Origin of the sequence: Falsirhodobacter algicola (assembly GCF_018279165.1) — a bacterium.
GTDB classification, from domain to species: Bacteria; Pseudomonadota; Alphaproteobacteria; order Rhodobacterales; family Rhodobacteraceae; genus Falsirhodobacter; species Falsirhodobacter algicola.
Genome location: NZ_CP047289.1, coordinates 1,254,193 through 1,267,660 on the forward strand (window position 1 = coordinate 1,254,193; position 13,468 = coordinate 1,267,660).

Below are 13,468 nucleotides of genomic sequence, written 5' to 3' on the forward strand. Positions count from 1 at the left end.
CCCCGCAATACAGGGGAGGTCGGCATGATCGACGTTCTGGCCGAGACCTTCAAGCTGGCGCAGGTCTTCACCATCAGCCGCGGATCGCGCACCGAGGCGCGGGTCATCACCGTGAAGGTGACGCGCGGCGGCGTGACCGGCCTTGGGGAATGCGTCCCCTATGCCCGCTACGGCGAGACGCTGGAAAGCGTGGCCGATCAGATCGCCACCCTGCCCGCCAACGTGACGCGCGCCGAACTTCAGGGCCTGCTGCCCGCCGGGGCCGCCCGCAACGCCGTCGATTGCGCGCTGTGGGATCTAGAGGCGAAGGCCGCAGGACGCCGCGTGTGGGAACTGGCGGGCCTGCCCGCGCCGGGGCCGGAGATCACGGCCTATACCCTCTCGCTCGACACGCCGGAAAACATGCGCGCCGCCGCCGCCAAGAACGCGCATCGCCCGCTCTTGAAGATCAAGCTCGGCACCGCCGACGACATGGCCCGGCTGGAGGCCGTCCGCGCCGGAGCACCCGGCACCAAGATCATCGTCGATGCCAACGAGGGCTGGACCGCCGAGGTCTATTCCGACCTTGCCCCGCATCTGCTGCGCCTTGGCGTTGCGCTGGTGGAACAGCCGCTGCCCGCGGGCAAGGACGACATGCTGGCCGAGATCGCCCGCCCCCTGCCCGTCTGCGCCGACGAATCCTGTCACGACCGGGCCAGCCTGCCGGGGCTGCGCGGTAAATACGACGTCATCAACATCAAGCTCGACAAGACCGGGGGCCTGACCGAGGCGCTGGAACTCAAACGCGCCGCGCTGGACGAAGGGTATGGCCTGATGGTCGGCTGCATGGTCGGCACCAGCCTTGCGATGGCCCCCGCCCTTCTGGTGGCGCAGGGCGCGCTGGTGACGGACCTTGACGGCCCGCTCCTGCTGGCCGAAGACCGTGACCACCCGCTGACCTTCGACGAGGCCGGCGTCCACCCGTCCGATACGAAACTCTGGGGATGACCATGACGCGCACTGTCTATGTGAACGGCGAATACCTGCCGGAAACCGAGGCCAAGGTCTCGATCTTCGACCGCGGCTTCCTGATGGGCGATGCCGTCTACGAAGTGACCTCGGTGCTGGACGGCAAGCTGCTGGACTATGCCGGGCACGAGGCGCGGCTGGCGCGGTCGCTGGCGGAACTCGACATGCGCAACCCCCTTTCGGCGGCGGAACTGCTGGAGGTGCACCGCGAACTGGTGACGCGCAACGAGATCGGCAACGGCCTCGTCTATCTGCAGATCTCGCGCGGCAGCGCCGGGGATCGCAACTTCCTCTATCCGGACGAATCGGTGCCGGGGACGGCCGTGCTCTTCACGCAATCGGTGCCCGATCTTGCGATGCCCCCCGCCGCCGAACGCGGGATCAAGGTCATCGCCTTCGACGATCTGCGCTGGGGCCGCCGCGACATCAAGACGGTGCAGCTTCTCTGGCCCTCCATGGCCAAGATGGCGGCCAAGAAGGCCGGCTGCGACGACGCTTTCTTCGTGAAGGACGGGGTGGTGACGGAAGGCTCGGCCTCCAACGCCTATATCGTGAAGGGCAACCGCATCATCACGCGGCCCCTGTCGAACGACATCCTGCACGGGATCACGCGCGCCTCGCTTCTGGTCTATGCCGCCGAGGCGCAGTTCGAGATCGAGGAGCGCGCCTTCACGATCGAAGAGGCGCAGGCCGCCGACGAGGCGTTCATCACGGGCGCATCGACCTTCGTGATGCCGGTGATCGAAGTGGACGGCAAACCCGTCGGCGCGGGCAAACCGGGCAAGGTCGCCCGCCGTCTGCGCGAAATCTACGTCGAGGCGGCGCGCAAGGCCGCCATCTAACGACGCGGCTCGCTTTCGCGCAGCCATATCTCGGCGGCGTCCTCCCCGCGCGCGGCATTCGTGCGGGGGCTCGTCCGGGGGGCCGTACGGTCCACCCCGGTGATGCCGGAAGGCGGGTCGGCCAAGGCGGGCCCGCCGAGCCCCAAGCAGATAACGGCGGCAAGCAATCGAAGCATCTCGGCTCTCCTTCACGGGGACGAAGATGGCGGCGATCGCCGATCACGTCAAAACGCCGCTTCGTGATCTAGGCGATATCCGCCACCGCCCCCGCGATGATGGGCGCCAGCCGCGCCGCCCATGCCGCCTGCGCCTCGGCGGTGCCGATCAGATCGTTGCGCACCTCGATCAACGTGTTGTGCCGCCCGGTCTGCAGGGCATGCCGGTCGATCGCATCGCCCGGCAGATGCCCATCATAAGGCTCGTTATCCCCGATCACGAGGTCCGGCTCCGCCCGCAGCCGCGCGATCAGCGCCAGCGACAAGCGGCTGTCGCAATGCGAATGCAGGATGCCCACATGCCACGGACGCAGCCCCCGCCCGTTCAGGCGCGGGGTGAAGCTGTGAACCGCCACGATCACCGTATCCGTCCGCCGCGCCGCAAGGCGGGCCAGTTCGGCGTGATAGGGGCGGTGCAGCAGGTTCAGCCGCCGCGCCACCTCGGCGGCGTCCACATGGCGGTTCGCCGGGATCACCGTCCCGTCATAGAGGCGCATGACCAGCGTCGGATCATCCTCGCCCCGGTTCGGATCGATCACCAGCCGCGAGAAATCCGACAGGATCGCCGTCGCCTCCAGCGCATCGGCCAGCGCCGTCGCCAACCCCGCCGCGCCCACGTCGAAGGCGATGTGACGACCCATATCGGCGGCGGCGATTCCCAGATCGCCCCCGTTCACCGCCTCCGGCACCCGATTCGTCGCATGATCGCAGGTGATCAGAATCCGGGAATTGCGCGATTCTCCGTGAACGGTGAACGGTTGCACATCAGCTCCTTGTCGCATTTCGTTGCACTTCGCTGTATATGCCGCGACGAAGACTAGGATGCCAGTTGCAGCGGATGTTGTACGCTAACATGAAAACGGGCAGAACATCCGCGATGACAAGGGAGATTATCATGAGACGCCTTCGCAACGTGAAGATCGTGGCCACGCTGGGGCCCGCCTCCAGCAGCTACGAGGTGATCCGCGCCCTGTTCGAGGCCGGTGCCGACGTGTTCCGGCTGAACATGAGCCATGGCAGCCACGACGACATCCGCGAACGGCACGAGATCATCCGCAAGATCGAGGCCGATACCGGGCGTCCCATCGGCATCCTCGCCGACCTTCAGGGCCCGAAGCTGCGCGTGGGCGTGTTTGCGAACGGCCCCGAGGAACTGGTGGAAGGCGCGAACTTCCGGCTGGATCTGTCGGACGAGCCGGGCGATGCCCGCCGCGTGAACCTGCCCCACCCCGAGATCTTCGCGGCGCTGGAACCGGGCGCGACGCTTCTGGTCAATGACGGCAAGATCCGCCTGCGCGTGCGCGAATGCGGCGCCGATTTCGCCGATTGCGTGGTCGAGGTCGGCGGCGCCATCTCCAACCGCAAGGGCGTGAACGTGCCGGACGTGGTGCTGCCCCTCGCCGCGCTGTCGGAGAAGGACCGCAAGGATCTGGAATTCGTGTGCGAACTCGGCTGCGACTGGCTGGCCTTGTCCTTCGTGCAGCGCCCCGAGGACGTTCTGGAGGCCCGCGAACTGGCCAAGGGCCGCGCCGCGATCCTGTCCAAGATCGAAAAGCCGGCGGCCGTGAAGGCCTATGACGCGATCCTCGAAGTGTCCGACGGCATCATGGTCGCCCGCGGCGATCTGGGCGTGGAACTGCCGGTTCAGGACGTGCCGCCGATCCAGAAGCGCCTCGTGCGCGGGGCGCGTGCGGCGGCCAAGCCGGTGATCGTGGCGACGCAGATGCTCGAATCCATGATCGATTCGCCCGTTCCGACGCGGGCCGAAGTGTCCGACGTGTCCGGCGCGATCTACGAGGGCGCGGACGCCGTCATGCTCTCGGCCGAATCTGCGGCGGGCAGCTATCCGGTCGAAGCCGTGCGCACGATGAACAACGTCGCCATTTCGATTGAGAGCGACCGGACCTACCGCGAGGTCATCGAGGCCAGCCGCCGCGCCAAGCGTTCGACCGTGGCCGACGCCATCGTCGCCGCCTCGCGCGAGATCGCGGAAAGCACGCCGATCAAGGCGATCTGCTGCTTCTCCCAGACCGGCACCACGGTGTCGCTGGTGGCCCGCGAACGCCCCCGCGTTCCGATCATCGCGCTGACCCCGCTGATGGAGACCGCGCGCCGCATGACCCTGACCTGGGGCACGCATTGCGCCATCTCCGAGGTGCAGCACCGCTTCAAGGGCGCCGTTCTGGCGGCTGCGAAATCGGCGCGCGATGCGGGCTTTGCCACCACCGAAGAGTTCATCGTCGTCATGGCGGGCGTTCCCTTCAACCGCGCCGGCACGACGAACATCCTGCGCGTCGCGCCCTGCGACGAATCGAAGATCACGAACGCCGAAACGGAATGACCCTTGCAGGGGGCGGCGTTCGCCTTTATACGCCGCCCCCTGATTACCCGCGCGCCCGGCCGATGTGGCATTGCCGTGGCGCGCGTTCACCACTCGCAAGAGGAGATGAAAATGCCCAAGATGAAGACCAAATCGGCCGCGAAGAAGCGTTTCAGCTTCACGGCCACCGGCAAGGTGAAGGCCGGCCCCGCCGGCAAGCGCCACGGCATGATCAAACGCTCGACGAAATTCATCCGCGACGTCACGGGGACCATGATCCTGTGCGATTCGGACGAGAAGATCGTCAAGAAATACATGCCCTATAACCGGTAAGGAGAGCGTAGATGTCCCGCGTCAAATCCGGCGTTGTCACGCACGCCCGTCACCGTAAAGTCATCAAGGCGGCCAAAGGCTACTACGCCGCCCGTTCGACGAACTTCCGCACCGCGACTCAGGCCGTCGACAAGGCGAACCAGTACGCGACCCGCGACCGCAAGACCCGCAAGCGCACGTTCCGCGCCCTGTGGATCCAGCGTATCAACGCGGCCGTGCGCCTGTTCGACGCTGAGATGACCTATTCGCGCTTCATCAACGGTCTGGCCAAGGCCGGGATCGAAGTGGACCGCAAGGTTCTGGCCGATCTGGCCGTCCGCGAGCCCGAGGCGTTCAACGCCATCGCGGCACAGGCCAAGAAGGCCCTCGCCTGATCTGATGAAACCCCGCTTCGGCGGGGTTTTTTCTTGGCTGTCCTTGCCAGCCTGCCCCTCGGGCGGTAATCCGAAGCCGGACTTACGGAGGCCGGCATGGACGGGATCGACACGCTTCGCGACACTTACCTGAACCGCATCAAGGATGCGGGGGACGAGGCCGCGGTGGAAGAGCTCCGCCTCTCCGCCCTCGGCAAGAAGGGCGAAATCAGCCTGAAGATGCGGGAACTGGGCCGGATGAGCCCGGAGGAGCGTCAGACGACCGGCGCCGCCCTGAACCGCCTGAAGGACGAGATCGACGCCGCCCTGCGCGCGCGCAAGGCCAGCCTTGCCGATGCCGCATTGGAACAGCGCCTCGCGGCCGAATGGCTGGACGTGACGCTGCCGGGCCGCCCGCGCCGCATGGGCACGCTGCATCCCGTCTCGCAGGTCATGGAAGAGCTGACGGCCATCTTCGCCGATATGGGCTTTTCCGTGGCCGAAGGCCCGCAGGTCGAAAGCGACTGGTACAATTTCGACGCACTGAACATCCCGCCCGAGCATCCCGCCCGGCAGGAGCACGACACCTTCTTCATGCACCGGGCGGGCGGCGATGACCGCCCGCCCCATGTGCTGCGCACCCACACCTCGCCCGTGCAGATCCGCGCGATGATGGATCAGGGGGCCCCGATCCGCGTGATCGCCCCCGGCCGCGTCTATCGTATGGACATGGACCAGACGCACACGCCCATGTTCCATCAGGTCGAAGGCTTGGCGCTGGACAAGAACATCTCCATGGCGAACCTCAAATGGGTTCTGGAGGAGTTCTGCCGCGCCTTCTTCGAGGTTCCCTCGGTGGAGCTGCGCTTCCGCGCCTCGCATTTCCCCTTCACCGAACCCTCGGCCGAGGTGGATATCCGCTGCTCATGGCAGAACGGACAGCTGAAGATCGGCGAAGGCGACAGCTGGATGGAGATCCTCGGCTCGGGCATGGTGCACCCCAAGGTGCTGACCGCCGCCGGCATCGACCCCGCCGAATGGCAAGGCTTCGCCTTCGGCATGGGCATCGACCGCATCGCCATGCTGAAATACGGCATCCCCGATCTGCGCGCCTTCTTCGAAAGCGACTTGCGCTGGCTGCGCCATTACGGCTTTGCCGCACTGGACATGCCGGACCTCGCTGGGGGCCTCAGCCGGTGAGCCTGTCCAAACACCTCTTCCGGCACGAGAACCGCGAGGGCAGCGAACACGCCCGCCGCCTCTATGCCCGCTACGAGATCGCGCGCACGGCGGTCGAATTCGCCGCAGCGATCTGCTTCCTCGTCGGGTCGGTGTTCTTCTTCTACGATGCGCTGATGACGGCGGCGACGTGGCTGTTCACCATCGGCTCCGTCCTGTTCGCGGCGCGCCCCACCCTGAAACTCGTTCGCGAAATCCGGCTCTACCGCATGGGCAAGACCGGCAAGCTCGCCCGTGATACCGCTTCCTGATGGAGTCGACCCGATGAAATTCACCCTCTCCTGGCTCAAGACCCATCTCGAGACCGAGGCCAGCCTCGACGACATCACCTATGCCCTGACCGATCTGGGCCTCGAGGTGGAGGAGGTCCGCGACCCCGCCGCCAAGCTGGCGCCCTTCACGCTGGCCAAGGTGCTGGGGGCCGAGCCGCATCCCGATGCCGACCGTCTGCGCGTGTGCCGCGTGGCCACGGACGAGGGCGAGAAGCAGATCGTCTGCGGCGCACCCAATGCCCGCGAAGGCATCACCGTCGTCCTGTGCAAGCCGGGCGATCATGTGCCGGGCATCGACGTGACGCTGGGCGTCGGCAAGATCCGCGGCGTCGAATCCCACGGCATGATGGCCTCCGAACGGGAGCTCGAGCTCTCGGAGGAGCATGACGGCATCATCGAACTGCCCTCGGGCGAGGTTGGGGAGCGGTTCGTGGACTGGCTCGCGGCCCATGCGCCGGACAAGGTCGATCCGATGATCCATATCAAGATCACGCCGAACCGGCCCGACGCCCTTGGCGTGCGGGGCATCGCGCGCGATCTGGCGGCGCGCGGCCTCGGCACCCTGAAACCGCTGACGGTGGAGCCGGTGCCCGGCGCCTTCCCGAACCCGATCACGGTGCGGACCGAAACGCCCGCCTGCCCGCTCTTTGCCGGCCGGGTGATCCGCGGCGTGCGCAACGGCCCCTCCCCCGCATGGCTGCAAGCGCGGCTGAAGGCGATTGGCCTGCGCCCGATTTCGGCGCTGGTGGACATCACCAACTTCTTCACCTTCGATCTGAACCGCCCGCTGCATGTCTTCGACGCGGCCAAGGTTCGCGGCGATCTGACCGTCCGCGAGGCCGCCGAGGGCGAGGAGCTTCTGGCCCTCGACGGCAAGACCTATGCCCTGCGCCCCGGCATGATCGTCATCGCCGACGCGGCGGGCGTGGAATCGCTGGGCGGCGTGATGGGCGGCGAGGTCTCGGGCTGTGACGAGACGACGCGCGATGTCTATCTCGAAGCCGCCTATTTCGATCCGATCACCACCGCGACCACCGGCCGCGCGCTGAAGATCAATTCCGATGCCCGCTACCGTTTCGAGCGTGGGATCGACCCGGCCTTCACGCTAGACGGGATGGAGCTTGCGACGCGCATGATCCTCGATCTCTGCGGCGGAGAGGCGTCGGAGGTGCAGATCGCGGGCGAGGTGCCGGATACCAGCCGCGCCTACCGCCTCGACACAGACCGCGTGGTCAGCCTCGTCGGCATGGAGATCGCCCCCGAGGAGCAGCGCCGCACGCTGGAGGCCCTCGGCTTTCGGCTGGAGGGCGACATGGCCCATGTCCCCAGCTGGCGCCCCGATGTTCTGGGCGAGGCGGATCTCGTCGAAGAGATCGCCCGCGTCGCCTCGCTGACCCGGCTGACGGGCACGCCGCTGCCGCGGGCCATCCCCGGTGTGCCGCGCCCGATCCTGACGCCGCTGCAACAGCGCGAACGGGCGGCGCGGCGGATGCTGGCCGCGCTCGGTTATCACGAATGCGTCAGCTACAGCTTCATCAACGCCGGTGATGCCGCATTGTTCGGCGGCGGGGCGAATGCGGTGCGGGTGGAAAACCCCATCAGCTCCGAAATGACGCATCTGCGGCCGGACCTGCTGCCGGGCCTTCTGCGCGCGGCGGCCCGCAATCAGGCGCGCGGCTTCGCCGATCTGGCGCTGTTCGAGGTCGGCCCCGCCTTCACCGGCGGCGAGCCGGGCGATCAGGTGCTTCAGGCAACCGGCCTTCTGATCGGGGCCACGGCGGCGCGCGATCCCTTCGGCTCGCGCCGCAGCGTGGACACGTTCGACGCCAAGGCGGATGTGGAGGCGGTGCTGGCGACGCTCGGCGTGCCGTCCAAGGTGCAGATCGGCCGCAAGGTGCCGGGCTGGTGGCATCCGGGCCGTTCGGGCGTGATCGGCCTTGGGCCGAAGGCGCTGGCCACATTCGGCGAGGTGCATCCGCGCATCCTGCGCATGCTGGACATCAAGGGCCCGGCCGTCGCCTTCACCGTGAACATCGCGGCGATTCCGCTGCCCAAGGTCCGCACCCCCACGCGGCCCGCGCTGAAGCTGTCGGACCTGCAGGCGGTGGACCGGGACTTTGCGTTCGTGGTCGATGCCGGGGTGGAGGCGCTGACGCTGGTGAACGCCGCCGCCGGGGCCGACAAGGCGCTGATCGACAGCGTGCAGGTGTTCGACCAATTCACTGGCGAAAAGGCCGAGGCGCAGATGGGCGCGGGCAAGAAGTCCATCGCGCTGACGGTGCGTCTGCAACCGACCGAACGCACCCTGACCGACAAGGACATCGAAGCGGTCAGTGCGAAGATCGTCGAAAAGGTCGCCAAAGCCACCGGCGGCACCCTTCGGACCTAAGGAAAAGGCGCGGATCCTGCGATCCGCGCCTTTTCCTTATCCGGCCGAGGCCATCTGCACCGGCGCCGTCCACCCCGGCGGGTGAATGTCGCCATTGGCATCCTCCACCCATTCGCCCTCATAGGCGCGGCTTTCGGCTTCCGTGCGGACCTTCACGCGCGTGCCGACATCCACCCGCTCATACAGATCCATGATGTCCTGATTGAACAGACGGATGCACCCGGCCGAGCTGGCCCGCCCGATGGAGCGGTTGTCGATCGTGCCGTGGATCCGGTAATAGGTGTCGCGCCCATAGCGGTAGAGATAGAGCGCCCGCGCGCCGAGCGGGTTTTCCAGCCCACCGGGAAGGCCCGCCGCATATTCGGCATAAAGCTCCGGCTGCGTGCGGATCATGTTCTGCGTCGGCGTCCAACGCGGCCATTCGGCCTTGCGACCGATGCGGGCATTGCCGCGGAAGGCCTTGCCCTCAGGGCCGACGCCCACGGCATAGCGCATGGCGCGGCCATTCGGCAGGACGTAGTACAGGCGCCGTGCGAAGGGATCGACGACGATGGTGTTCGCCTCCTCGGGGCCGGTGTAATCCACCTCCTGGCGCACCTTTTCCGGCGTCAGGAAGGCCGGGTTCACGGCCGGGATCATGAAGTCCCCATCCTGAACGGCGGCGTAATCGGGATTGACGGGTGCCCGCGTCACCTGGGTTTGGGACGCACCGCACCCGGCCAGAACGGCCAAGGTCAGAAGCGCGGCGAATTGACGTAAGGTGGAGCGCACCGGAAATCCCTTCTTCTACTCGATATCTCGGGCTCAAAGCTGCGTCCGGATGCCCTGAGGTCAAGGCGAAGCGCGCGTTACCGTGTCATATTCGTCACATTCACCCGTAGCTGCGCACCAAGGCAGAGGCGATCAGCGACCAGCCATCGGCCACCACGAAGAAGGCCAGTTTGAACGGCAAGGAGACGACTGCGGGCGGCACCATCATCATCCCCATCGACATCAGCACCGCCGAAACGACCAGATCGATGATCAGGAACGGCAGGTAGATGAGAAAGCCGATTTCGAACGCCCGCTGGATTTCCGATAGAAGGAAGGACGGTACCAGCACCGACAGCGGCACGTCCGGCAGCGCCGGCTGGCCAAGATCGGGCCGCAGATCCAGCAGCGTCTGCAACGCATCGGGATCGAGCCGCGCCGACATGAAGCCGCGAAACGGCCCGACGATCAGCGGCCATGCCGCCGTCAGGTCCAACTCGCCCCTTGCCAGCGGGCCCGCCCCCTGTTGCCATGCCTGCGTCAGCACCGGATCCATCACGAACCACGTCAGGAACAGCGCGAGGCTGACGATCAGCATGTTCGGCGGGGCCTGTTGCAGGCCGATCGCTTGCCGCAGGATCGACAGGACCGTCACCATGAACGGGAAGCAGGTCACCATGATGGCAAGCGCGGGCGCGAGGCTCAGCACCGTGATCAAGGCGATCAACTGGATGCTGCGCCCCGCCAGCGATCCGTCGCCAAGGTTCACCGCAATATCCTGCGCCTGAAGCATCGAGGGGATCAGCAGCGCCGGAAGAAGAAGGAGCCAGATCCTCACACGCCGCCATCCGTCGGTACGACCTCGGTCAGGCGGACGGCCAGCGTGCCATCCACCTCCTGCAATTCGCCCCGCGCGATCAGCTTCTCGCCGACGTAAAGCTCCACCGGGTCGTCGATCCGGCGGTCGAGGACGAGCACCGCATCTTGCTGCAACCGCAGCAGATCGCGAACCTTGGGCCGGGCGCGCCCGACGGAAATCGTCACCTCGATCGGGACATCGGCGAACGGGGTTTGCAATGTATCAGGCATGCAGGCGGACCTCGGTGTTGAGGGCGAAGAAATCGGCGATGGCGGCCAGCGCCTCCTCCGCCGCGCGCGATGGAGCGATCACCGTTTCCGGCGCATGGGGAAGGCGCACCGCGCCCCGCGGCAGATCCGCATCCTCCATCACGAGGAAGGGGAGCGGGGTCTGCAGCCCGTCCAGACAGCCGCGATCCGCGGGATGGACGGCGATGCGCAGCGGCGCCTCTGTGGCGGTGATCAGGGGCGGCATCAGGCGGTCGGCCACATGCGCGACGAGCGTCAGCCGCGCGGCCTCCGGCAGAAGGCGCGACAAAAGCGCCTCCATCACCGGGCCAAGCTGCGAGAGGATATGCTGGCGCGCCTCGTGATAGCCGAAGGACCAGTCGGACAGCGTATCGGCCAAGGCGCGGGCGGCGGCGGCGTGCAGCGCGGCGGTTTCGGCCAAGGCGGCGGCATGGCCTGCGGCCTCGCCCTCGGCCCGCGCGGCGCGGCGGATCTCCTCCAATTCGTCGGTGGTGATCAGGCGGGCGGCATCCTCGGCATCGAAGGAGCGCAGGCGGAGGGCGGTCATGCGCGCTCCTCCTCGGTCATCCAGCCGCGCAGCACCTCGACCGATTCGACCTGACGGGCCTCGATCAGACGGCGCAGACGGGCAACGGGCTCTTCCTCCGCCGGTGCTTCGACGAGTTCGGCATCTGGCGGCACGGTTCCGGGCAGCGCCAGAAGGGGCGCGGGCGGGGGCAGCGCCTCGCGCCGCGCCGTCAGAATCGGGCGCAGCACGAACAGCCCCAGCACCAGCGCCACCAGCGCGAGCACCCCAAGCTGCAGCGCCTGCATCGGCCGGATCGCCTGCCGCCAACCGGCCGCGCCCTCGGCCAGCGTGCCCTGGGGGGCCGCCGCTTCGAACTGCAGCGACCGCAGCGTCAGCACGTCCCCCCGCGCGGTATCCAGCCCGACGGCCGAGGCGACCAGATCGCGCAGCGCGGTCAGCTCCTCCTCGGGGCGGGGCTGCCATTGCGGCACGCCCTGGGCATCCGGGACCTGCACCCCATCCACCAGCACGGCGATGCCCAGCTTGCGGATCGCGCCCGGAACGCGCAGCACGTCGCGCTGCGTCTCGGACACTTCGTAATTCACCGTTTCGCGGGTTTCGTCGTTCTGGCTTTGGCGGGGGTCGGCACCGGCATCGCCCTCCGGCAGGTTGGACGCGACCGTCACCGCGCCCGAGGCACCCGAATCCCGGCTCGACCGCTCGCTCGTTTCGGAGGAGATGGCGACGCGCCCCTGCGGATCGAATCGCCGCTCGGTGATCTGCTCGCGCTCCGTCTCCACGTCGACGGACACCTCCACCACCGCGCGGCCGGGGCCGACACGGGCCTCCAGCAGGCGTTCGACATTGCGGCGCAGTGTCTCGGCCCGGTCGGCGCTCGGGGCTGCGGCGGCCGGTTCGATCAGGCCCGCGACCGCATCGATCACCGCGACATCGGCCGTCTGAAGCCCGGGCACCGCCCCCGCCACCAGATGTTTCAACGCATCGGCCTGCGTCTGCGTCAGCACCCCCTGCCCCATCGTCACCGTGACCGAGGCCGTGGGCCGCACATCGCGCCGGAACGGCTGGGCCTGCGGCGCCGCCAGATGAACCCGCGCCGCCCGCAGCCCCGGCATCGCAAGGATGGTGCGGGCCAGCTCCCCTTCCTTTGCGCGCAGATACGCCGCGTCGAACATCTGCGAGGTGGTGCCGAAACCCGACAGGCCGTCCAGAATCTCGTACCCTGCGATGCCTGTTGCGGGCAGACCCTGCGTCGCCAGCATCAGGCGCAGGCGGTCGCGCTGCGTAGCATCGACGCGGATCGCGTTGCCCTGCACGTCGTAGACGGCGCCCGCCTGTTCCAGCGCGGCCACGACCTCCCCCGCCGCCGAGGCGTCGAGCCCGCTATAGAGCAGCGCCATGTCCGGTTGCGCCGCAAGCCGCGACAGGCCGATGATCGCAAGGAACATCGCAACCGTCGCGCCCCCCACGATGATGCGCCGCCCCAGCGTCAGGGCGCGCCACTGCGCCAGCACGTTCTGCACATCACCCTCCGGTCCAAGCGGGATTTTCCCGTTCTGGTCCACTCTGCCGGATCGGCCTTAACAATCGGTTAGTGACCCCGGCGTTATGAACGAGCCAACGCAGAAAGGCGGAGGGATCATGGCGGATATGGCCGTGGCGCAGGACGCGCCCAAGACACGCTCGAAAGGGCCGCTCCTCGTGGGGTTGGTGCTGGCGCTGGCGCTGGGGGGTGGGGGATTCTACGCCACCTATGCCGGGCTGGTGCCGCTGCCCGCCCGCCATGCCTCGGTGGATCTTCCGGCCATCGCCTTCGTTCCGCTGGAACCGACGGTCATCTCGCTCGGCCGCGAATCGGGGCGCCAGCATCTGCGCTTCACCGCCGAACTGGAGGTCGCGCCCGAATACGAGGCCGAGGTCGCGCTGCTGAAGCCGCGCGTTCTGGACGTGCTGAACGGCTATCTCCGCGCCGTCTCGGTGGAGGAGTTGGAGGACCCGGCGGAATTGGTCCGCCTGCGGGCACAGATGCTGCGCCGGGTGCAGATGGTGACGGGCGAAGGGCGCGTGCGCGATCTTCTCGTCACCGAATTCGTGATCAACTGACGGGGGCCGAC

16 protein-coding genes are annotated in these 13,468 nt (G+C 67.6%); 9 read left to right on the forward strand and 7 right to left on the reverse strand.

What is annotated here, in order from left to right:
* Positions 1–24: 24 nt before the first annotated feature.
* Both dgcA and GR316_RS06340 read left to right on the forward strand, forming a co-directional pair.
* Positions 25–987: an N-acetyl-D-Glu racemase DgcA gene (gene dgcA, locus GR316_RS06335; protein WP_211783126.1), complete on the forward strand. Its 963-nt coding sequence runs from the start codon at positions 25–27 to the stop codon at positions 985–987.
* Between the two features lie 2 nt (positions 988–989).
* Positions 990–1,850 carry a D-amino-acid transaminase gene (locus tag GR316_RS06340; protein WP_211783127.1) on the forward strand — a complete coding sequence of 287 codons (861 nt, stop codon included), beginning with the start codon at positions 990–992 and terminating at the stop codon, positions 1,848–1,850.
* On the opposite strand, the gene GR316_RS06345 is transcribed toward GR316_RS06340, so the two are convergent.
* Both GR316_RS06345 and GR316_RS06350 read right to left on the reverse strand, forming a co-directional pair.
* A complete protein-coding gene (locus GR316_RS06345) occupies positions 1,847–2,026 on the reverse strand; it encodes a hypothetical protein (protein WP_211783128.1) in 180 nt (59 codons plus the stop codon). The genes GR316_RS06340 and GR316_RS06345 overlap by 4 nt on opposite strands.
* Before the next feature lie 68 nt (positions 2,027–2,094).
* Positions 2,095–2,829, reverse strand: a complete 735-nt coding sequence (locus GR316_RS06350) for an N-formylglutamate amidohydrolase (RefSeq protein WP_390625151.1) — start codon at positions 2,827–2,829, stop codon at positions 2,095–2,097.
* A gap of 131 nt (positions 2,830–2,960) precedes the next feature.
* Between GR316_RS06350 and pyk the strand changes: the two genes are divergently transcribed.
* The 6 genes from pyk to pheT all read left to right on the forward strand — a co-directional run bounded on the left by pyk (position 2,961) and on the right by pheT (position 8,971).
* On the forward strand, positions 2,961–4,406 hold the full coding sequence (pyk, locus tag GR316_RS06355) for a pyruvate kinase (RefSeq protein WP_211783130.1): 1,446 nt from the start codon (positions 2,961–2,963) through the stop codon (positions 4,404–4,406).
* 111 nt (positions 4,407–4,517) lie between these two features.
* Entirely contained in the window at positions 4,518–4,718 is a 201-nt protein-coding gene (rpmI, locus tag GR316_RS06360) for a 50S ribosomal protein L35 (protein ID WP_211783131.1), read from the forward strand.
* A gap of 11 nt (positions 4,719–4,729) precedes the next feature.
* Positions 4,730–5,092 carry a 50S ribosomal protein L20 gene (gene rplT / locus GR316_RS06365; protein ID WP_211783132.1) on the forward strand — a complete coding sequence of 121 codons (363 nt, stop codon included), beginning with the start codon at positions 4,730–4,732 and terminating at the stop codon, positions 5,090–5,092.
* 96 nt (positions 5,093–5,188) lie between these two features.
* On the forward strand, positions 5,189–6,271 hold the full coding sequence (pheS, locus tag GR316_RS06370; protein WP_211783133.1) for a phenylalanine--tRNA ligase subunit alpha: 1,083 nt from the start codon (positions 5,189–5,191) through the stop codon (positions 6,269–6,271).
* The gene (locus tag GR316_RS06375; RefSeq protein WP_249218717.1) at positions 6,268–6,561 is read left to right on the forward strand and encodes a YrhK family protein; all 294 of its coding nucleotides are present in this window, start codon (positions 6,268–6,270) and stop codon (positions 6,559–6,561) included. Before pheS ends, GR316_RS06375 begins: the two co-directional genes overlap by 4 nt.
* 13 nt (positions 6,562–6,574) lie before the next feature.
* The gene (gene pheT, locus GR316_RS06380; RefSeq protein WP_211783134.1) at positions 6,575–8,971 is read left to right on the forward strand and encodes a phenylalanine--tRNA ligase subunit beta; all 2,397 of its coding nucleotides are present in this window, start codon (positions 6,575–6,577) and stop codon (positions 8,969–8,971) included.
* Positions 8,972–9,007: 36 nt separating this feature from the next.
* Here the strand turns inward: pheT and GR316_RS06385 are convergent, their stop codons facing one another.
* The 5 genes from GR316_RS06385 to fliF all read right to left on the reverse strand — a co-directional run bounded on the left by GR316_RS06385 (position 9,008) and on the right by fliF (position 12,877).
* The gene (locus GR316_RS06385) at positions 9,008–9,742 is read right to left on the reverse strand and encodes a L,D-transpeptidase (protein WP_390625152.1); all 735 of its coding nucleotides are present in this window, start codon (positions 9,740–9,742) and stop codon (positions 9,008–9,010) included.
* Positions 9,743–9,842: 100 nt separating this feature from the next.
* Positions 9,843–10,559, reverse strand: coding sequence for a flagellar type III secretion system pore protein FliP (gene fliP / locus GR316_RS06390; RefSeq protein WP_390625153.1), 717 nt, complete (start codon positions 10,557–10,559; stop codon positions 9,843–9,845).
* Positions 10,556–10,810, reverse strand: coding sequence for a FliM/FliN family flagellar motor switch protein (locus GR316_RS06395; RefSeq protein ID WP_211783135.1), 255 nt, complete (start codon positions 10,808–10,810; stop codon positions 10,556–10,558). Before GR316_RS06395 ends, fliP begins: the two co-directional genes overlap by 4 nt.
* The gene (locus tag GR316_RS06400) at positions 10,803–11,375 is read right to left on the reverse strand and encodes a hypothetical protein (RefSeq protein WP_211783136.1); all 573 of its coding nucleotides are present in this window, start codon (positions 11,373–11,375) and stop codon (positions 10,803–10,805) included. The genes GR316_RS06395 and GR316_RS06400 overlap by 8 nt, the downstream gene beginning before the upstream one ends.
* The gene (gene fliF, locus GR316_RS06405; RefSeq protein ID WP_211783137.1) at positions 11,372–12,877 is read right to left on the reverse strand and encodes a flagellar basal-body MS-ring/collar protein FliF; all 1,506 of its coding nucleotides are present in this window, start codon (positions 12,875–12,877) and stop codon (positions 11,372–11,374) included. Before fliF ends, GR316_RS06400 begins: the two co-directional genes overlap by 4 nt.
* Positions 12,878–12,995: 118 nt before the next feature.
* On the opposite strand from fliF, the gene GR316_RS06410 reads away from it, so the two are divergent.
* Entirely contained in the window at positions 12,996–13,457 is a 462-nt protein-coding gene (locus GR316_RS06410; protein WP_211783138.1) for a flagellar basal body-associated FliL family protein, read from the forward strand.
* The last annotated feature ends 11 nt before the right edge of the window (positions 13,458–13,468 follow it).